Origin of the sequence: Pseudoalteromonas sp. CNAT2-18.1 (assembly GCF_022347865.1) — a bacterium.
GTDB classification, from domain to species: Bacteria; Pseudomonadota; Gammaproteobacteria; order Enterobacterales; family Alteromonadaceae; genus Pseudoalteromonas; species Pseudoalteromonas ruthenica.
In genome coordinates this window covers 1-20257 of record NZ_JAKRFR010000005.1, presented here as the reverse complement: position 1 = coordinate 20257, position 20257 = coordinate 1, and the positions used below count along the sequence as shown (strand labels likewise).

The 20257-nt window shown below is 42.8% G+C and carries 19 protein-coding genes; 16 read left to right on the top strand and 3 right to left on the bottom strand.

The genetic code is table 11. The features are described 5' to 3' along the window. The 8 genes from MHM94_RS11580 (at nucleotide 1) to MHM94_RS11545 (ending at nucleotide 10465) form a co-directional block, all read left to right on the top strand. A complete protein-coding gene (locus MHM94_RS11580; protein ID WP_235419610.1) occupies nucleotides 1–1800 on the top strand; it encodes an AAA family ATPase in 1800 nt (599 codons plus the stop codon). Nucleotides 1801–1803: 3 nt separating this feature from the next. Then, a complete protein-coding gene (locus tag MHM94_RS11575) occupies nucleotides 1804–3282 on the top strand; it encodes an N-6 DNA methylase (protein WP_235419611.1) in 1479 nt (492 codons plus the stop codon). A gap of 2 nt (nucleotides 3283–3284) precedes the next feature. Then, on the top strand, nucleotides 3285–4508 hold the full coding sequence (locus MHM94_RS11570; protein WP_235419612.1) for a restriction endonuclease subunit S: 1224 nt from the start codon (nucleotides 3285–3287) through the stop codon (nucleotides 4506–4508). A 9-nt stretch (nucleotides 4509–4517) separates the two neighbouring features. After that, entirely contained in the window at nucleotides 4518–5660 is a 1143-nt protein-coding gene (locus MHM94_RS11565; RefSeq protein WP_235419613.1) for an SIR2 family protein, read from the top strand. Nucleotide 5661: 1 nt separating this feature from the next. After that, a complete protein-coding gene (locus tag MHM94_RS11560; protein WP_235419614.1) occupies nucleotides 5662–7404 on the top strand; it encodes an ATP-binding protein in 1743 nt (580 codons plus the stop codon). Between the two features lie 17 nt (nucleotides 7405–7421). Continuing rightward, on the top strand, nucleotides 7422–8120 hold the full coding sequence (locus MHM94_RS11555) for a DUF3800 domain-containing protein (RefSeq protein WP_235419615.1): 699 nt from the start codon (nucleotides 7422–7424) through the stop codon (nucleotides 8118–8120). A 2-nt stretch (nucleotides 8121–8122) separates the two neighbouring features. After that, nucleotides 8123–8635, top strand: a complete 513-nt coding sequence (locus MHM94_RS11550) for a hypothetical protein (RefSeq protein WP_235419616.1) — start codon at nucleotides 8123–8125, stop codon at nucleotides 8633–8635. A gap of 963 nt (nucleotides 8636–9598) precedes the next feature. Beyond that, entirely contained in the window at nucleotides 9599–10465 is an 867-nt protein-coding gene (locus MHM94_RS11545; protein ID WP_235419617.1) for a phage integrase N-terminal domain-containing protein, read from the top strand. Between the two features lie 69 nt (nucleotides 10466–10534). On the opposite strand, the gene MHM94_RS11540 is transcribed toward MHM94_RS11545, so the two are convergent. Next, entirely contained in the window at nucleotides 10535–10684 is a 150-nt protein-coding gene (locus MHM94_RS11540; protein ID WP_235419618.1) for a hypothetical protein, read from the bottom strand. 287 nt (nucleotides 10685–10971) lie between these two features. On the opposite strand from MHM94_RS11540, the gene MHM94_RS11535 reads away from it, so the two are divergent. The 5 genes from MHM94_RS11535 to MHM94_RS11515 all read left to right on the top strand — a co-directional run bounded on the left by MHM94_RS11535 (nucleotide 10972) and on the right by MHM94_RS11515 (nucleotide 15154). Beyond that, on the top strand, nucleotides 10972–11172 hold the full coding sequence (locus MHM94_RS11535; RefSeq protein ID WP_235419619.1) for a hypothetical protein: 201 nt from the start codon (nucleotides 10972–10974) through the stop codon (nucleotides 11170–11172). 31 nt (nucleotides 11173–11203) lie between these two features. Next, nucleotides 11204–11563, top strand: a complete 360-nt coding sequence (locus MHM94_RS11530; RefSeq protein ID WP_235419620.1) for a hypothetical protein — start codon at nucleotides 11204–11206, stop codon at nucleotides 11561–11563. A 481-nt stretch (nucleotides 11564–12044) separates the two neighbouring features. Continuing rightward, nucleotides 12045–13769, top strand: coding sequence for a DUF927 domain-containing protein (locus tag MHM94_RS11525; protein ID WP_235419621.1), 1725 nt, complete (start codon nucleotides 12045–12047; stop codon nucleotides 13767–13769). A 252-nt stretch (nucleotides 13770–14021) separates the two neighbouring features. Beyond that, on the top strand, nucleotides 14022–14255 hold the full coding sequence (locus tag MHM94_RS11520) for an AlpA family phage regulatory protein (protein ID WP_235419622.1): 234 nt from the start codon (nucleotides 14022–14024) through the stop codon (nucleotides 14253–14255). Nucleotides 14256–14443: 188 nt separating this feature from the next. Next, nucleotides 14444–15154, top strand: coding sequence for a TOPRIM nucleotidyl transferase/hydrolase domain-containing protein (locus tag MHM94_RS11515; protein WP_235419623.1), 711 nt, complete (start codon nucleotides 14444–14446; stop codon nucleotides 15152–15154). Between the two features lie 192 nt (nucleotides 15155–15346). On the opposite strand, the gene MHM94_RS11510 is transcribed toward MHM94_RS11515, so the two are convergent. Continuing rightward, on the bottom strand, nucleotides 15347–16561 hold the full coding sequence (locus tag MHM94_RS11510; protein ID WP_235419624.1) for a site-specific integrase: 1215 nt from the start codon (nucleotides 16559–16561) through the stop codon (nucleotides 15347–15349). Between the two features lie 174 nt (nucleotides 16562–16735). Continuing rightward, nucleotides 16736–17596 carry a YicC/YloC family endoribonuclease gene (locus tag MHM94_RS11505; RefSeq protein ID WP_022943483.1) on the bottom strand — a complete coding sequence of 287 codons (861 nt, stop codon included), beginning with the start codon at nucleotides 17594–17596 and terminating at the stop codon, nucleotides 16736–16738. 169 nt (nucleotides 17597–17765) lie between these two features. Here MHM94_RS11505 and rph point away from each other — a divergent pair, with 169 nt between their 5' ends. The 3 genes from rph to MHM94_RS11490 all read left to right on the top strand — a co-directional run bounded on the left by rph (nucleotide 17766) and on the right by MHM94_RS11490 (nucleotide 19602). Next, nucleotides 17766–18479 carry a ribonuclease PH gene (gene rph, locus MHM94_RS11500; RefSeq protein ID WP_022943484.1) on the top strand — a complete coding sequence of 238 codons (714 nt, stop codon included), beginning with the start codon at nucleotides 17766–17768 and terminating at the stop codon, nucleotides 18477–18479. 29 nt (nucleotides 18480–18508) lie between these two features. After that, nucleotides 18509–19153: an orotate phosphoribosyltransferase gene (pyrE, locus tag MHM94_RS11495; protein ID WP_138508657.1), complete on the top strand. Its 645-nt coding sequence runs from the start codon at nucleotides 18509–18511 to the stop codon at nucleotides 19151–19153. 62 nt (nucleotides 19154–19215) lie between these two features. Beyond that, nucleotides 19216–19602 carry a diacylglycerol kinase gene (locus MHM94_RS11490; RefSeq protein ID WP_026110905.1) on the top strand — a complete coding sequence of 129 codons (387 nt, stop codon included), beginning with the start codon at nucleotides 19216–19218 and terminating at the stop codon, nucleotides 19600–19602. Nucleotides 19603–20257: the final 655 nt, after the last annotated feature.

The window sequence follows — 20257 nt, the reverse complement described above, 5'->3', positions numbered from 1 at the left end:
ATGGAATTAACATTAGCACCAAACCCGCTGCACAATGAGCAGCAAACATTACATATCAACAAGGTGGCAACCTTAATTGGTGAAAATGGCTGCGGTAAATCCAGCATTTTACAATCGGTTTTCGAGCAACGATTAAATAGACTTGCTCACCAGCACTTAAGCGTAGTTTGCTTTTCTTCCGGTCAAAATGAAAATTACTCGGAGAAATTTAGTAATTACCTTAGCAGAGAACGTCAGGCGGGCCGAGGCCTGAATCTAGAGTGCCTATATTTCGACAAGCCTTGGTCAAAACTATTAATCTTCTTAGCGACAGCTATCAAACGAAATGGCAAAGTTCGTTCGTTTTTAAATGATAGGGGTTATTTAACCGAATCCGAGGATAGGCGCGACGATACAACTACTGTTTTAAAATGCTCGTTTAAAGTCACCAAAGATTATGCCGAGCGTGTACAGCGTGCGTTAAAGGAAGAGGAAAGTGGCGAAATAAATACACTTCGAAACACACCTTATTTTAGATCTTTAGATAGCTTTATCACTGAATTTTATTCGGATGATTACAATTTTGACCAACCCATACGCAAGCATTCGATTGAAATACCAGCAAACCGCCTTATTAATGTTTCTTTTGATTACCCGAGACAAGCTGAAGCTGGCGAAGATGCAGTTGAAGCAGGGGAAGTAAATGCTCACGCTCAAAACACAACGTTTGACCCTGAAGTCAGTTTTTTCACTCAGGCCGCAGACAATGACTACTTTATTGATAAACAAGGCTACAAGCTCGCTTTTAAAGATGGCTTAGAACTTGATCAACTTAGTGATGGTGAATATCAACTCCTCTTTCTTTATGCATTGATCGACCTTTTCGATGCACCAAATACCTTATTTTTATTTGACGAAGCTGACTCACACCTTCATTACAAAAACGTAGAGAAACTGTGGTCACTATTGCACAGCATACAAGGCCACGCGATTACTACTACCCATTTGCTGGACTCTATTTCTGCAAAAGAAAATCGCATAGAACATCTCAAAGTCGTTGAAAATGGTCGCATCAACGATGACAACAAAATTAAGCAATTGATTAACAGACTTAGTGTTCTGTCTCGTGCAAAGTCTGTTGAATTTGAAGTGTGTGGTAAATTGCCAAATATAGCTTTATTAGACGACTACAATGACTGGATTATATTCACCAAACTCGCTGCACGTGCTGGTTTAGATGTAAGCAGGCTAACTCCCGTCCATGCAATGAAGAAGTCTTCAAGTTATGCGACAGCGAGCGAAACATTTGCCAAAGGCAAAATAGATTGGCTACATGGCTTGAGTAAGGTTGAATCCCAACTAACCACAACTAAAATATTTCTGATTTGTGATAGAGACGAAGCAGCATTAGAGTGGAACGCGCGCGATGGTGTGCAAGTTAATGGACGAACTTATCGTGATTTACTGGCGGCAATTCAATGGCCGCGTGGCACCAACATATCACCATATTTGTTGGCTTGGAAACGCCGTGAAATTAAAAATTATTTACTTTCACATACAGCGTTGCTGCACCAAGGTGTGTTAGAGCAGATCAACAATACAGAGCTATTAAGAACGCCATTCTATTTACAGCCAAACAACCCAGGTGATAACGACGACATTCGCCGCTTGAATGCCAAAGTCGTCATTGACCCTTTAATTAACACCGAGGGTGTAGGGCTCGACATTGAAAAGCTCCAAGCCTATATCGACTTGATTCCGCCAGAAGAAATCAGCGAAGACATCACCAATATGTATAATTTTATTATCGGAAAACTATAAGCCATGTCATTACAACAAAAGATTGACCGAATTACCGACATACTACGCCGCGACGATGGCATTAGTGGTGCTATGCACTATACCGAGCAAACCTCTTGGGTGTTGTTTTTAAAATTTTTAGATGATTACGAGTCTGAAAAAGAAGACGAAGCCGTGCTGTCTGGTAAAGACTATCAACCTGTATTAGATGACGAACATCGTTGGTCAAATTGGGCCTGCCCCAAAAATGCCGAGGGCAAGCTAGATATCAACAAAGTTCGCACAGGCGATGACTTAACTGATTACGTTAATAACGAGTTATTCCCTTACTTAAAAGGCTTCGCCAATGCCGCCGCTACAGGTTCAGATCCTAAGTCCTTCGCTTATAAAATTGGTGCCATCTTCCAGTATTTAGACAACAAGGTGGCTTCTGGCCATACCTTGCGTGAAGTGCTGGATATTATCGATACGCTGAATTTCCAATCCAGTGATGAAATGTTTGAGCTGTCGTTAGTCTATGAAGGCTTATTACAAAACATGGGTGATGCCGGTGGCTATGCGGGTGAATTTTACACCCCGCGCCCAGTAATACGTGCCATGATCAAGGCCATTGACCCGCAGGCCGGGCAAACCATTTACGATGCAGCGGCTGGCTCATGCGGATTCCTAGTCGAAGCCTTTGACCACTTAAAAGCCAAAAAGAGTGCGCTTTCTACTGAGCAATGGGACTTTATCCAGCGCGATACCTTCTTTGGTTTCGAAAAAACCTCGCTGGCTTACGTGATGGGTATGATGAACATGATTTTGCATGGCATCGAGTCACCCAACCTGTTCCGTGGTAATACCCTGACCCAAAATATCCGTGATATTCAGGAAAAAGACCGTTACGACATTATTCTGGCTAACCCGCCATTTGGTGGTAAAGAAAAGTCGCAAATTCAGCAAAACTTCCCCATTCAGAGTAACGCGACCGAATTGCTGTTTTTACAACACTTTATGAAAACTCTAAAAAGTGGCGGCAAAGCGGCTATCGTAGTGCCAGAAGGTGTGCTGTTCCAAACCAACAGTGCGTTTAAACAGGTCAAACAAGAACTGCTGGAAAACTTTAACCTACACACCATTTTAAGCCTACCCGCTGGGGTATTTTTGCCCTATTCAGGTGTTAAAACCAACGTGCTGTTTTTTGAGCGTAGCGGTGGCACAAGCGATGTGTGGTATTACGAATGTGAGCCTGAGCAAAAGCTCACCAAAAACAAACCGATCACCGATGATCACCTAAAAGAGTTTGTTGAGCTGTATAACAGCCGAGAAACAACCGATCGCTCTTGGACAGTTTCAGCTAGTAAATTGGCTGAAGACTATGACCTATCGGCCAAAAACCCAGCCAAGCAGAAAGATGCCGAACATTTAGCGCCAAGCGATATTCTTAAGCAGATCCGCATCAAAGAAAAACTGGTGTCAGGCCTGTTGGATGAAATTGAAGACCTGTTGGCGGAGAAATAAGAATGGAACAGGCTTTATATAAACTACCGGATGGGTGGGAGTGGCGAACCATTGAAGAAGCTGCGCAGATTGGAGCCGATAGGGGATTTGCTCCAACTCCAGATTCTGAAGGCAATGTCCCATTTATTGGAATGACAGATATTGATCAAGAAACGGGTCAAAAGAGCACCTACGAACTACGAAACTTTGATGACGTAAAAAAGGGATACACAAAATTTCAACGTAATGCGGTACTGTTTGCCAAAATCACACCTTGTACAGAGAATAACAAAACAGCCTTAATCGCAAATGTTGAGGGTGGCTTCGCAACAACAGAAGTTTTTCCAATTCATGCGTTGGATAGTGTTGAACCAAAATATTTATTGCACTTCTTTAGGTCGCCATCGGTTCGCCGTTTTTTAATAGATCAAATGGAAGGTGCGACTGGTCGTCAGCGAGTACCTTTAAAGGCTTTAAAAAATGTTAGCGTTCCTGTTTGTAAGCTCAGAGAACAAAAACGCATCGTCGAAAAACTCGATGCACTGCTAAGCCGCATTGACACTGCCGTCGAGCATTTGCAGGAAAGCGTCGCATTGGCTGATGCGTTGTTTGAAAGTTCACAAAGTGAAATATTTAATGATGTCCTTAGCAACTATCAGCACAGCACAATTGATGAAATCTGCATCGTCACATCAAGTAAGAGAATTTTTAAAGCTGATTACGTTGAATCAGGCATTCCATTTTACAGAACAAAGGAAATCGTAGACCTATCCAAAGACAAAAATATATCCACTGAACTGTTTATTGATAAAGAAAAGTTTTCCGAAATATGTGGCAAATTTGGAGCCCCTAAAAAGGGTGACTTATTATTCTCTGCCGTGGGTACGATTGGTGTCATGTGGATAGTTGATGAACGAGAGTTTTACTTTAAGGATGGAAACTTACTTTGGCTAAAAGACATGAACGGGGTTACCCCAGAATATCTTAAATCAGCAATTAGTGCGGTGTTAACCGAGAAAATTAAAGATAGAAGCCAAGGTGCTGCATATAAAGCCATATCGATCACTAACCTGAAAGCATTTGAGATTCCCCTTCCTTCAATAGAGGAGCAAAAATCAATTGTGGCTAAAATTGAGCATGTTAGTTCTGTGACAAAAAAGACAAAACAAGAACTTAGCCTGCAAATAAACGATTTACATAACCTAAAAGCATCAATTCTCGATTCCGCCTTTAAAGGCGAGCTCTAAGGAGGGAGTATGGCATTCGATACCACAATTTTTGAACAAAAGGAGTTCAGAGAAGCAATCAATAAACTCGAAGAATTGCTCTCACACTCAAAAGCGGTTCTGTTAGGTGCAGGGGCGAGTTTTTGCGCTGGGCTTCCATTAACAAACCAGCTAACACAAAGAGCACTAATAAGTGACAAGCTCTCCGACGATTCAAAGCAGATATTGACTACCATACAAAACTCTTTTGCTGGCGCAAATCCAGCTTCGCACATAGAAGACTATCTAAGCGAGCTAGTCGATTGGCTTGCTATTACAGCTCGTCGAACAAATCGTAATGTAACCGCTAGCAGCGTATTGATTGGAGGTACTGAATACAGCAACGATCAGCTAATGCAAGCGATAAAAGAGATAAAACTCGCTATTTTTGACGTCATTAATGTTGAAGTAGACTCTGCTGTACATGAGCGTTTTGTTCAGGCATTACACCGACCAATACGACCAGGGAAAGAGAGCCTACCGAGCACCATTGATTATCTGGTGATGAACTACGACACGTTAATTGAAGACTCACTCGCACTATCACAATTGAGATATGCCGATGGTTTAGAGGGCGGTGTATCAGGATGGTGGAACCCTTTGACGTTTGAACAGAACAATCTTGATGCGCGAGTATTTAAGCTACATGGTTCCATCAATTGGGCTGAACATAGTTCTTCATCAACACCATTGCGTATTGCTCCGCATTTGAAGCGCAGCCAAGATCAAGCTGCGAAGATTATGATTTGGCCTGCATCGACTAAATACCGTGAAACTCAACTCGACCCCTACGCAAATTTAATGCACAGAGCAAGAGCTATTTTAAACCCGCGAGGTGGTAGCCAACGAGTTTTATTGATTGCAGGTTATAGTTTTGGCGATGCCCATATCAATCTAGAAATCGAACGTGGTTTAAGGGCTTCAAATGGCAATTTAACCGTGATTGCGTTTACGAGCGACCCTGTACCTAGTGGCGCGCTGAAAATTTGGTATGAAGACAGCTCAATCAACGAACAAGTACTTATTTTTGCCGATAAAGGTTTTTATCACGCCGACCACAAGGCAATCTCAACCAATAGCATTGAATGGTGGAAGTTTGAAAACCTAACCCAGATCCTTGAAGGAGGTATTTGATATGGATAATAAATACATAAAACCCATTGAGAATCTCTCTATCGGGAAAATTATTGAGGTCGATGGCTCGCGTATTATCGCCGAGCTCGACCCTACTATTTCAGACTTATCCCGCGTATTTGCTGGTGAAAACTATCCAATTGGCCAATTTGGATCAATCATCAAAGTCCACTTTGGCCGCCGCTCTATTTACGGTTTAGTCAGTCGATTACGTATGAAGGCTGACTACCAGCTAGAAAAGGGCTTGCCTGCCGCATCTTCAGATGAACGCATTATTGAAGCTGACTTGTTTGGAGAGGGTGAGTGGCGGAGGAAAGGTGAAGATGAGTTTGCCCTTGAGTTTGAACGCGGTGTTGCTACTTATCCACTACCGCAGCAGACCATTTATCTGACACCCAAATCAGAGCTTAGGTTTATTTACGGTGACGCCAAAGGTGCGGTTATTCAACTTGGCGAGCATGTTGGCTCTGGCGGTGCACCTTGTTACGCTGAGTTGAATGAATTATTAGGTAAGCACACTGCCATCCTTGGCTCCACCGGTGCCGGTAAATCAGGTACTGTGGCGGCAGTTATTCACAGTATCCTCGAACGCGGTCAGATCGCCAATCATGAGCACTGGCATCCGCAAATTATTATCCTTGACCCTCATAATGAATACGGCAAAGCGTTCCCTGCACACCAACGGTTATCGACCGATGAAGGTTCACTAAAACTACCGTATTGGTTACTCGACTTAGAAGAGTCGTTGAGTTTGTTTATCGGCAAGACCGAGTTTGCAGCAACTTCACAATCAAATATTGTTAAAAATGCCCTAATAGCGGTACGTGAGCAGGCGGCTGAGCAGCTTGAGCTTGATAAAAGCCAATTAACGGTTGACTCGCCGATCCCTTACATTATTGGAAGTGCAGAAGGCTTAGATCATTTCGGATTCAAAGATGGAACACGCTACGAAGAAGGATTAATCGGTGCCATCAACGCGCAGCGACCAGAAAACAAAGATAAAAAGCAGCATGAGGATTTTAGTCGAGTTATTCGAAAGATAGATTCATTGCTAAAAGATGGTCGACTCAAATTCATGATGGAAAGTTGGGATGGTGACAAAGATCCGTTACCTACAATCGTCAATCAGTTCTTAACGCAGCAAACCACAGTGCAGATTGTTGACTTGTCTGGTGTACCCAATGAAGTGGCAGGGGTAGCTAGCGCCGCAATCGCGAGAATCGTGTTTCAGCTTAAAGTCTGGCAAACCGAAGCTGAACGGCAAAATAGCCCTGTACTTTTGGTGTGCGAAGAGGCACACCGATACGTACCGAATCGTGGTGAAGCTCAGTATGAGGCAGCGCAGTCTGCAATTCGTCGAATTGCGAAGGAAGGCCGTAAGTATGGCGTTGGTCTGTTACTCGTTTCTCAGAGACCTAGTGAAGTTGAGGCAACGGTGTTATCGCAATGCAACTCATGGATTGTACTTCGAATAACCAATGATGCCGACCGTGAACATGTTCGTAGTGTGTTACCGGATTCGATGTCTGGCTTAACAAAAATGCTCTCCGGTTTAAGGCGTCAGGAGGCCATATTTGTCGGACAAGCAGCAACGTTACCAACTAGAGTGATGATTCGCAGCTTATCTGATGACCAGTTGCCTCGCTCAAATGATGTCGATTTTGACAAGGGTTGGCAGCAACGAGCAATGACGGTAGAGCAGATTGGTGCGGTGGTTACGAAGTGGCGCTATCAGAGTAAGTAATTTATTGAGTACGAAGAATGACAACCTATAATGTCTATTGCGACGAAAGTCGCCATACATCAGACCCGTCTCAACACTATATTGTTATCGGTGCACTGCAATGCCCTCGTGAAGAAAAACACCGTATTGTTGGGCGCTTACATGGCCTGATGACTAAATATGGTATTAAGACCGAATTTGGCTGGAAAAAGCTATCGCCTAACAAGGCTGATTTTTATCGAAGCCTTATACAATTGTTTTCTGAAGAAAACTCACTTTCATTTCGATGTATTGTGGTCGACCGCAGGCAACTGAATCACGAACAGTGGAACGATGGGGATAAAGAGCTTGGTTTTTACAAGCTGTACTATCAATTGCTAGTCCACTGGCTTCAACCTGGCGACAGCTATCATGTATATCTTGATTGGCAGCAGAACGCGTGCAGCACGCGCTTTGAAGAGTTACGTCAGATCTTGGTTCATAAATTGTCTGGCCGCGCTAAGCTTGCTTGTTTAGAGCCAGTTGAATCACATAACCAACCACTGATACAACTCTCTGATTTATTAATGGGAGCGGTAGGATATAGCTGGAACGAAATGCAGAACCGACCTAATGCAAGTGCATTTAAAGCTGCGTTTGTCGATGAGCTTGCGAGATCGTTAGGTAAGGGTAGCCTGCGTTACACCACAACCAAAGGCGAGCGAAACTTTAATATCTTCAATTGGCAGGGACGATAGCAGTGACAGAAAGTCTGTGGCCGCAATTGCGGTTAAAAGCCGATAGCGAAGACGAGCTGATTGAGAAATACCGTCAGGTATATCTGGAAAATTATGTTCATGATGAAAATGGCAATGCTAGAGTGTTTACCGATTGGTGTGGTGTAACCTACCAGTTTGGTGCGGGTGCTTTTGATCACGCCTTTACGGAGTCTACCAATTACCGAACCAGTGCAGGCATTCACGATGGCGGTTTCTCCAAAAAGCGTGCTAGACGAATAATGTGGATTAAAGAAGTGTTGGCTCTATCAGCCGGAACCATTCAGCGCTACAGTCAATCTCGTCAAACCGATCGTGGTAAAACAGCAAAACGTAGAACACTGGTTGTTGTTGAGGAAAAATATGTGGTTGTGTTTGATAACCCAAGGAAAGCCGGTGATCCACATTGGTTTGTAACTGCATTTCCAGCGGATCAAGCCTATCTTGAGCGAATAAAGAAAACTAGCTTTCTCGTTGAAACGAAAAAAGGGAGATAAGCCCCAGTCTTACGGCGACTGAGGCGCAGCCACGAACCAAAACACTAGGTAAAGGTTCAACCAGCTCAAAAAGAGCTTGCCAGTATTATGGTGATGAAGGTTTGAAATAGCAAGTATTGTGGCTAAAAAGTTATTCGTTTAAAAAAGCAACACACACCAATTCTTAAGAAAAACAGCCCAATATAATGGGCTGCGCGTGTAGGAACTACACGACTATCCTCGAAGACTACAGACGATAAACCCTAATGTCTGTTGGATTACACGCCTCCAGGGTCGCACCCTGATGCACCATAGCCCTGTCTCATGCACCCAGGTGTGGGCCGTTACTATCGATAACGAATCGCGGTGTGCGCTGCCAATCACAAAGATAAACCACTTTCAAAAATAATGTTCGGAAAAACCCTGGTAAGATTGCCGGGGTTTTATTTTAAGGCGGATTGGCGACGAGTCGTCCCTACTCGAAAGAGGTAGGGACGACTCGCAGAGTCGCCCATCGAGGCCACTGCTCATGATGCCTCGACACCCAATCCGCCTTGAAAAATTGCAGGGCCAGAAGAGGGATGGAGATTTGGGCGCGTCAAAAAGGTGTTGCAATCTCTGATCACTGTGATAATTTATTTATGAACTAGCTCGAAATGAGCACCAAGAAAAAGGGCGTATACACTGCCCGCAACACGTTCCTGAGGAGCTGCATTCGCAGTATTATGGGTCACACGACCACCCCACTATAAACAACACATATATAAACCACAGTAGTTCGCGCTGTATTTCAACAGAAATCACACGGCTCAGCTTTGTTGCTTTAGAGCAGTTAGCCTTTATGTCCTATGACAATATGCTCGGTTACGCACCGTTCATATGGCTTTAAAACTTACCTATTTTGGCATTTCGCCCCCTGGTCTTCGGTTTGGTGTTTTTCTCAATACTTTCGAAATTAATTATTAAATTTGTGAGGTACATGAAATGAGCCAATTAGGATATCGTCTTCATCAAATGGTGAACGACACTCACCGCGAAAGTAGCTTTAGCACTAGAGCTACCCGTAGCAAAGTATTAAACCTTGCTGCAAAGCAGCTACTCAAACATGGTTATAGATTAAAAGACCCGTCCGGCCTTAAAACCAAGCATATCCATCATCTTGTTACACGTTGGCAAGATGAAGGTCTAGCAGCAAAAACAATAAAAAACAGAATGGCCGCATTGCGTTGGATTGCCGAGAAAATAGGTAAACCTAATATTTGTTCACGTAGCAATGATGATTACGGTATTCCAAGAGTTCGCAACAACCCCATTGGTAAGTCAAAAACGTTAGACATGGATAAGCATGCGAAGATCAAGAGTGACTTAATCAAGCTTTCCCTGCGTTTGCAGCAAGAATTTGGGCTTAGAAAAGAGGAGTGTATGAAATTCAGCTTATCTTACGCTTTGATAAACGCTAACACTCTACAAATTAAAGGCTCATGGGCCAAAGGTGGCAAATACCGCAAAATTCCGATTTTAAAAGAATCTCAACAACAGCTTATTCGTGATATTGCCGCTGTTACTAAAGGCGCACTTATCGAACCTGATAAGAACTATAAGTCACAAATGGAACAGTACGACCGCGAAACAATTCGAGTTGGATTAAATAAAAATCACGGACTGCGTCATCATTACGCAAGGGAGCGTTATTTAGAGCTTACAGGTTGGAAATGCCCTGCCGATGGCGGCCCGCATAGAAGAGAGCTGTCGCCCACTGATTATGAGCACGATACCAAAGTTCGTGAGCAAATTAGCCAAGAGTTAGGTCATGAAAGATTAAAGATCACCTATGCTTACTTGGGTAGTTAAAATTAGGCATGCCTAATTTTGAATGGGCGAATAAGCTAACTTCGCCCTATTTTATTGCTCTACTAATCCTCAGTTTTTACATCCATTTTTATCGCAGTTGATTTTAGAGTGAGATTCTACCCAGTGGCTAGCTTCCTTTTTAATATCAAAACCACATCCTGTTGTTCCACCTTTACTTCCTTTGTGAACAATTCCAGTTGGCACATGTTTAACAGCCATAATTCTACTCCATCAGATCGATTTAAAAATTAATGCTTATAAGTTAAGCATTAATAGGATGGCAATAATCGAGTAAAAAGCTAGTTATTTATTCTTATTTTTTGAAAAAAAGTAAAAGTGTAGATTTTGAACAATTTACTATAACCACATGAAAGTTATTGTTTTTAGTGTTTCAAATTTTAACGTGTGAGACATCTTCCATATTGATTCAAAAGGATTTATTGGCTTAACTAAAAGTAAGCTCAATTATCGGCCAAATTAGGCATGCCTAATTTTAGGAGTCTCCTATGTGGAAAAAAGCGTTAAAAGTAACAGGGTTGGTGGCACTAGGTGTTGTTGATGTTTTGCTATCAGCCTCTGAAGAAAATGACCAGCTAGATGAATTGGATGATGGTATGGGTAACATTATTGCTGATGGTGAAGAGATGACTCGAGCAGAAGCAGAAGACGCTAAAGCGCGTGGCGAGCTCTACGATACTTACCTGTAAATTAGGCATGCCTAATCTGAAAGGGGAAATGATGACAAATAAAGAGCTTTGGCCATTTAAGCCTGTATACGATGAGTTGAAGATCCGCTTAGCCGGTATCGAGAACGAGTGTAAGCCATTAGGTTTAGAGCTTAATCTTCGCAATGAAACGGAAGAAGAGATGTTCATAGCTTTAACCACACAAAAAGCGTTTGCATTTGATGTTATGAATGAACATGACGATATTTGGGATATTCGACTGGAGTCCTTTTCCACATTTAAAAATCGTAGCGCTCAGGTTTTCTTTCCTTTCACAGGTTTAAACCCAACTAAACGGTTGAAAATTAGTAACTGGATTTTAGAGCTTTGTAATTGGGAAGGTAATATCTACTTGAGTAATACGAGACATTAAGGTGTACTTATGACTGATTATGAATGGTTTCAAATGTGGGTGTTAATGGTGCTGGCTATTCGCGCTACTCACCACTACGACAAACTAAAACACGATCTATTTAAAGCAATTAAAGAAGGGAGAATATAGCGATGGCTCCTTTGCTTACCGGATGCGCCATGGTTTTGGCGCTGGTCATTTTTTTTGCTTTGCTATTTCATTTTAATCGCGACAACATCAATAAATTCGACTGATAATCCACTCTTTTGAGCCAAGGAGTTACATGCCTAATTCTTGGCGCCCAAAAACAGCTGTTTTCTTATACTTTACGTGAAAGTCAAACCCCTGAAATGGGTAAATTTCAGCGTATTTTCCAAGCTTAGAAAAAACCCTCCTAAAGTCACCCTAGTTTTTCGCGCTCACTCTGAAGGACTTTATGGCAGCCTGTTCTAAACAGTTTCACACGCTCATATAGCGTTTCGAATTATAAGGAACAGCACCAATGCTAAAAGCAAAACCTGACGGGATTTACGCCCTTAACAAAGATGGTGAAGAGAGAAAGATTTCCGGTCCGATAGAAGTGAAGGCTATCGTCTCTTCGCACGATAAGCGAGATGACTTTGGCCGACTTTTAGAGTGGAAAAACTACTTTGGCTTACCGATTCGTGAAGTACTACCAATGGGAGAAGTTGATGACAACTTCGCGAAGAAATTTAAAAAGAGGCTGCTTAGGTCAGGCTTTCAACTTTCGCCAGGAAAATACTCGTGGGAATCTCTTTTAGCCTACCTAATCGAAACTCCATGTAATAAGCATGCATACAGCGCGAGACAAAGTGGTTGGGTGGACGGCCAATTCGTGACTCCGGATTGGAGTATTGGCCGATATGAGACTCCGGCAGTTTATGTTGGTGATTTTGCTGGTGACAGCTTAGTTGAATCCGGCTCATTGTTGGATTGGCAACAAAATATAGGAAAGTATTGCCGAGGCAATCCAATCATGATTCTGGCTGTATGTGCTGCACTTGCGGCCCCTATTATTGGATGGACTGATTTGGAGAGCTTTGGAATACAAATCGTCGGCAGCTCAAAATCAGGCAAGTCTACAGTGATGAAAGTGGCAGCCAGTATTTATTCAGATCAAACCTACTGGGAGACTTGGAGCTCAACATCTAACGGTATTGAATCTATCGCTCGTGCGCGAAATAACATGTTGCTTTGCCTTGATGAATTTAAGCAGTGCCCCGCGCAAGAGATAGGTCAGTTAATTTACCATTTGTGTAATGGCGTATCAAAGCTAAGAAGCCAACAAGATGGCGCCCTAGATAAGCGTTATCGTTGGCGCACAATATTTCTTAGTACTGGGGAGCTTACCCTTGAAGAGCTTTTGTTAGGCATTAATCAAAGTGTTAGTGCAGGGCAGTCAGTCCGGTTAATAGAGGTTCCAGTATTTAGCAAATATGATGCTTTTGAAAATACTCATGGGTTTACTTCAGCTAAAGAGTTTGCTGAGCACTTATCATCCTGCGTAGGTAAGTACCATGGCACTTTCATTAAATCGTGGGTGGAAGCTCTCTCAAAATTTGATTGCCCCAATAATGAGGTTATTAAAGAGTACAAAGATATTCGGGAGCAGTGGCCTTGGCCAAAAAACATTGAGAGCCAAGCTAATAACGTTTTAGATAAATTTGCTCTGCTAGCGGCCGCGGGGGAAATTGCCATAAATTTAGGATTGTTGCCATGGCACTTGGGTGAAGCTAAAGATGCATTAGAGCAAGTAGCAACAATTTGGTTAGATGACCGTAATAGCACTGAAAATTCAGAAAGTAAGAAAATTATTAAGAAGCTTATCAAGCTAATCAATAAGTGGCGCCATAGTCTGAGTCCTCGGGGGGAGTCACATAACGGGAGCATAGGATATTTCGAATCAGAGCCTGAGCTGGCTTGGTACATCCCTCAGCAGTTATTCAAATCGGAAGTAATTGAGTCTGTTGCTCATGAATACAGTCAAACAGTCCATTACATGCTTCAAAAGGGTTGGGCCCTTTCCAATGAGGGCGCGCGACGCACATTTAAAATAGGAGGAGAGCGGTTTATTAAGTTTTTTCCCGAGAAAATCTGTCGCGAATGCGGTGAAAGTGTGGATCTTTCCCACTTTCACCAAAATGATAACTCATTGAATAGTAATGCTAATCCCACTTTCCCAGTTTCCCAGAGCGAGAATTACTAATGCTTACTGACGAACTATTTGACGAAATAAAATGCGTTATTGAAAGCCAACTTTGCAAAGTAGCGCTCAACAGCAAAGAGTTTCTTACATTTGACGAGTGTGTCCAGTACACAGCACTGAGCCCGAATTTCTTGCGTCAGCAAGTTAGAGAAGGGTTGCCCTACTACAAGCTTGGAGGCCGGCGAACCTTTTTCAAGAGAACAGAAGTTGATACTTGGATACTAAAGAATCGCGTGGAACTTGGAGACGAACATGAATAACGAGCTATTTGAAAAACGAGCGGGCATTTTAAAGCTTTATGGCGAAGAAGAGCGACTGATAAGTGAGACTGAGCGCTGTCGCAGAACCGGCATAAGCCGCACTACCTGGTGGCGTATGCAAAAGGCGGGAGAAACCCCGCCAGCCTCCAGCGTTGGCAAGGGGAAAGCCCGTTGGCTGCTGTCTGATATTTTGCTTTGGATTAATAATGTAGAGCTCGGTAGCTAGAAAAGTGTACCAATTAATAACTTTTACATGTATTAATTAGGACATAAAGTTAGTTATAGTCTCAGCGTCAGATTAATCCATAACGCTTGGTATTCTGAGTTAAGTTTCAATTTAGTGGTTATGTAACAATAGATAAAGTTTGGTGGTGTTTACTGCTTAACTGACGTTATATTTTTATTTGAGGTCATATGTCGGATAGAACGGATAAATTGGAAGCTGATGCGCTGCTCGATCTGCGTTGCGAGCTAGAACAGTGGGATATTGCAAGTAAAGCATCAGCACTAGAACAGTGCATGTATTTGTTTGTTGAAGGGGAAAGTGAAGAACTTGCTTTCCGTATTTTACTCGAGGAGGGGCTAGGAGTTAACTTTGAGGAGTTAGGTATTGTGATAGCTAACTACAATGGTATTGGTAATTTAAAACACACCTTACGCTTGATGAATTTAACCTTGAGCCACGAAAGACCAATGATCGTCACATTTGACGATGATAATAAGTCTTTAATCGCTGGGCTAGGACAGCAACCAGACAATATTCACTTATTCAAAATCCCATATTCGCCAGTAGTTACACTTCCTAATGGTGATGTTGGAGGTTCGTTTGAAGAATCGTTTGAAGCTTCTGATTTTATTGATGCGCTTTTTGAAACTGCTTTGTTTAAGCGTAATCCTCAAATCAACAAACAACAGTTCACTGCAAGTTTTGACTCCAAACTTCCATTCTATGACCAGACGGTTAAATACCTTCGTAAGCAGAATTTACAAAACTATTTACCATCAAAAGTAGAAATTGCTGAGTATTTGGCAACTCATTGCGACCCAGAGCCTGAAACTTATGTAAAACTTGCTGGGTTGATAAGACGAATTAGGTCAGATAAACCCATACAAGTGAAAATTTAACAAGCTTTTAAAATTGATTCTGAAAGTTAGTACTTTTTATACCACCTTTGGGTATAGCTTTTACCCTGACAGGGGAATTGTCGTGGTAGCGTTGCTCACACCTTAATGATGAGTTAGCCAACAAGGCTGGTTTCTAATAAAAATGCGATTGTCAGAATTGATACAACACTACTAACGCTAACTGACAGTTAATTAACTGTCCAATGCTTCTTTAAGAGCGGAACATACGGCCTCGTGAACTTCTCGCCTTTCATTAAAATAGTCACCTTGATCGTAGACTTCAGGCATATTTCCTATTTTATGATTTAAACAGCGCTCTAAAGCATCCTGCCTGAAACCTAGCTGGCCTGCGATGGTTCGAAACGTTCTTCTAAAGTCATGAATAGTAAAGTGTTCTAAGTGTCCCATACGATTCGGAGGCGGAACCCTCTTACTTTTATCTATTCCAAATAGGCTGTTTACTGCACTATTTACTGTGTCCTTTCCCATATAAGGCACTTTGCTTTTACGTCTTGCTGGGAATACATATTCAGAGCCATAGGAGCGTATTTTCAGCTCTTCTAGCCAACACACAACCTTTGGTGGAAGCGGTATGCTGATATCGCTCTCTGTTTTCGTTCTTTTTTCTGGTAAGTGCCAGACTGAGTTAGCTAGATCGAACTCCTTCCAGGGGGCTTGAATTAACTCTGATTTTCTAACACCTAGGGTAATAAGCAGGCAGCAAACTAAGTAATTATCGCGTGTGAATGAATCTGAATGTTTTCTAAATACCGAAAAGGCATGTTCAACCTCTTCAATACTCAGGACTCTTCTTCTTGGCTTTTCAACTCCACCTGCATCTATACAGGAAAAAGCTGAAGCAGGGTTATTTGATGTAATACCAAGTTGAATAGCATGCTTAAAAAGTTGCTTTAGGAGGCCCAATACATCATTTGATACTGTTCGACGACCACTGTTTGTAATGCTATCCAAGATATTTCGGACATGGATTGCAGTTACTTGTTCAACCTTTAAGTGGCCGATATGAGATGAAACGTTATTTTCATACTTACTTTTTGGAATATCCGGATGCTTATTACGTTTTAACAGTTTGCTTTGATACATATCCTTGAATAATTGATCAAATGTCATACCTTCTAAACTTTCAACAGATCCGATGGAAAGCGGATCGATGCCATCTCGAATTAATGCTCGAACTTTCTCTGCTTCACCGCGCGCTTCAGCCAGTGTCAGTTGTCCGAATTTACCCAGCGACTTTTCCCTCCTCTTTTCGTTAAAGGTATATCTCAAGGACCAGTATGGTTCGCCACGTTTCGGAACGACGAAGGACAATCCATTGCCATCGGATGTTTTACTATGCAGACCTTTAGCAAGTATGTTGACTTGTTTAACTGTTAAATTTGGCATTTTTTCACCTCTTGTACTCACCAGTAGTTTGAGACTAGCAGTGGAAAATACTCACCACAATACTCACCAACTGGATGAAACAGAATGAAAAAATACGGAACGATAAAAAACAAAACCCCGCTATAAAGCGAGGTTTTTCAGTTGGTTGTGAGTTTTTTTGAGCGTTGGTGAGCCTTATTCAATATTCTGGATCTGCTCACGCATTTGCTCAATCAACACCTTTAACTCAACGGCGGCGTTGGTTACTTCGGTGTTAATGGATTTGGAGGCCAGTGTATTGGCTTCGCGGTTAAACTCTTGCATCATAAAATCAAGACGACGACCACAGGCGCCGCCTTTTTTCAGAATTTTACGGGTTTCTTTTACGTGCGATTTTAAGCGGTCGAGTTCTTCGGCAACATCTTGCTTTTGCGCCAAATAAATAAGCTCTTGTTCAAGCCGGGTCTCGTCGATTTCGGCTTGCAGATCTTCCAGTTTCTGCGATAGCTTCTCACGTTGCCATTTGATGACTTCGGGCATTTGCGCTTCGACGATTGCGACTTGCTCTAAAATCGCGTCTAAGCGAGTTAATATCATTTGCTCAAGGTTCTCGCCTTCGCTAGCACGGGCGGCTTTAAAGTCATCTATAACGCCATTTAAGCCTTTGAGCAATTCACCTTGCACGACGTCCATATCCATTTCCTCGGCTTCCATGACGCCTGGCCAGCGAAGAATGTCTACGGGATTGATGTCGCCTTGGCTTTGTGCTTGCACCCATTGTGCGCTCTTTACTAATTGTGAGGCCAAAGACTCATTGATTTGTAACTCGCCGACATGGGCTGGGTTAGCGGCAAATTTTAAGAAGACTTCAACCTTACCGCGCTGTAAGTTTTTACGCAGCCGTTCACGGATCACAGGTTCTAAACCGCGAAATTGCTCGGGGGCGCGAATGAAGGTTTCCAGATAACGTTGGTTTACAGAGCGGATCTCCCAAGTTCCGGTGCCCCAATCGCCTTTAATTTCTTGGCGAGCATACGCAGTCATGCTGTGGATCATGAATGATTTCCTAATTTAAAACAGATATATCGGCATGCATTATACCTTAACAAAGAGTGAGCTCTAGCGGAAATTTCCAGCACAATTAGGGAAATTCATAAAAGTGCCGTGGCATCGCAGCGGGTGAACACATATAATGAACGGAAATTTTTAATGAAGGGGATAGTGAATGCGTCCAAGTGAAAGAACACCTAACCAAATTCGTCCAGTGACCTTTACTCGCCAATATACCATGCATGCTGAAGGCTCAGTGCTGGTTGAGTTTGGCAACACTAAGGTATTGTGTACTGCGAGTGTTGAGGCGGGTGTACCGCGTTTTATGAAGGGCCAAGGTAAAGGTTGGGTAACCGCAGAATATGGCATGTTACCGCGCTCGACCCACACCCGTAATAACCGCGAAGCAGCGCGTGGCAAGCAAGGCGGACGCACCATGGAAATTCAACGACTGATCGCCCGTGCATTGCGAGCAGCCGTTGATTTAAAAGCCTTGGGTGAAAACACTATCACTATCGATTGCGACGTGATTCAAGCGGACGGCGGTACACGTACGGCATCTATCAGTGGAGCCTGTGTCGCCTTGGTTGATGCATTAACCTATATGCGTGCCAAAGGAATGATCAACACTAATCCTCTGCAACACATGATAGCGGCTATCTCTGTGGGTATCTTCAACGGCGAACCTATTACCGACTTGGAATATATCGAAGACTCACAAGCCGAAACAGATATGAACGTGATTCTTACCGAAACGGGTAAAATCATCGAGGTGCAAGGCACTGCTGAGGGTGAACCGTTCTCATTTGATGAGCTAGAGCAAATGCTAAGTTTAGCTAAGCACTCTATCCGCGAAATTATCGACATCCAAAAGCAAGCTTTGGCATAAGCACTAAGCGACTAGTTAAGAGACATCTAATGAAAGAATATCAAAAGCAGTTTATTGAATTCGCATTAGCCAAGCAGGTATTGAAGTTTGGTGAGTTTACGCTTAAGTCTGGCCGCACTAGCCCTTACTTCTTTAACGCTGGGTTGTTTAACACCGGGCAAGACTTGGCCAAGTTAGGCCGCTTTTATGCAGCTGCACTTGAAGATGCCGGTATTGATTACGACTTATTGTTTGGTCCTGCTTATAAGGGGATCCCCATTGCTACGACTACAGCGGTGGCGTTGGCAGATCATTACAATAAAGACGTACCTTACTGCTTTAACCGCAAAGAGAAAAAAGACCATGGTGAAGGAGGCAACCTAGTTGGCTCTGAACTTAAAGGAAAGGTGATGTTAGTGGATGATGTGATCACCGCTGGCACCGCCATTCGCGAGTCTATGGAAATCATTGCCGCCAATGGCGCTGATTTAAGCGGGGTGCTGATCGCTCTGGATCGTCAGGAAAAAGGCAAAGCAGAGCTCTCGGCTATCCAAGAAGTAGAGCGAGACTTCAACACCCAAGTGGTATCGATAGTTAAACTAGCAGATTTAATCACCTATCTTGAGCAGCAGGGCAATATGGATGAGCACCTGCAAGCGGTCAAAGCCTACCGCGACCAGTATGGTGTTGCATAGCAATATTGAAAAGCCCCGCTATCGGGGCTTTTTTTATGGCTGATAATAAGGTGGCAAGCGTTATGACAAGCTTAAAGTTAAACGGCCAAGGGCTAGGGCGGATAGTTAAAGCATTGCGTTGTACCTACTGGGGACTCAAAGCAGCTTATAAGGGCGAAGCCGCATTTCGCCAAGAGCTGACCTTGGCATTCATCCTTTTTCCTATCTCCTTTTTCATTGCCGATACCGCGATGCATTGGTTAGCACTGATTGTGGTTATATTATTAGTGTTGGTTGTTGAATTACTGAACTCAGCCATTGAAGCGCTCACCGATAGGGTGTCTACGGAATTACATATTCTTTCTGGGCGCGCTAAAGATATGGGCTCGGCTGCGGTAAGCTTGGCATTGTTGATTGCCGCCTTGGTATGGGGAGTCAGTATTTACCAAGCAGTCAGACCCTACTGGTAATGGTTACCTTTTAAACTGCTTTTCAGTTAACAACAGAATTAAAGCCATTAATAAGTGAATTAATGGTCTTTTTTAGTGCGTTTTGAGTGTAAAGTGCGCAAACGATCCATTTTTTGCAGTTTTCTTTAAAAAAGGGGTTGCGTGGAAATCGAATCTCCCTATAATGCGCATCCACCGACACGGCGGGCTGCTTACAAACAAGCACTTCAACGAGTTGGGTGAGTCAAGTAAAACTGAGTTTTAAACAGCGCATTGAAAAATGCAAACTTCTTAAAATAAAGTGTTGACAATAAAACAGGGTTGAGTAGAATGCACAGCCCTCGAGACGCGAAAGCAACTCGAAACCGGGTAACCGGACTGTTCTTTAAAAATATGAAGCAATCATCTGTGTGGGCACTCGTACAGATTGAGTTCTAACAGCCGATTCTAGTTCGCTAGATGACGCAAACAAATTTAGAGTCTCAATTGAGCTGAGTGACCAACGGCAATAAATTTAATTTATTGCAGCACAGTCAATTCGATATCGACAGATATCAAAATCAGTATTCATTGAGCATGATTCTTCGCCTTTCATTAGGTAGAGAATAAAAAACTTTTAATTGAAGAGTTTGATCATGGCTCAGATTGAACGCTGGCGGCAGGCCTAACACATGCA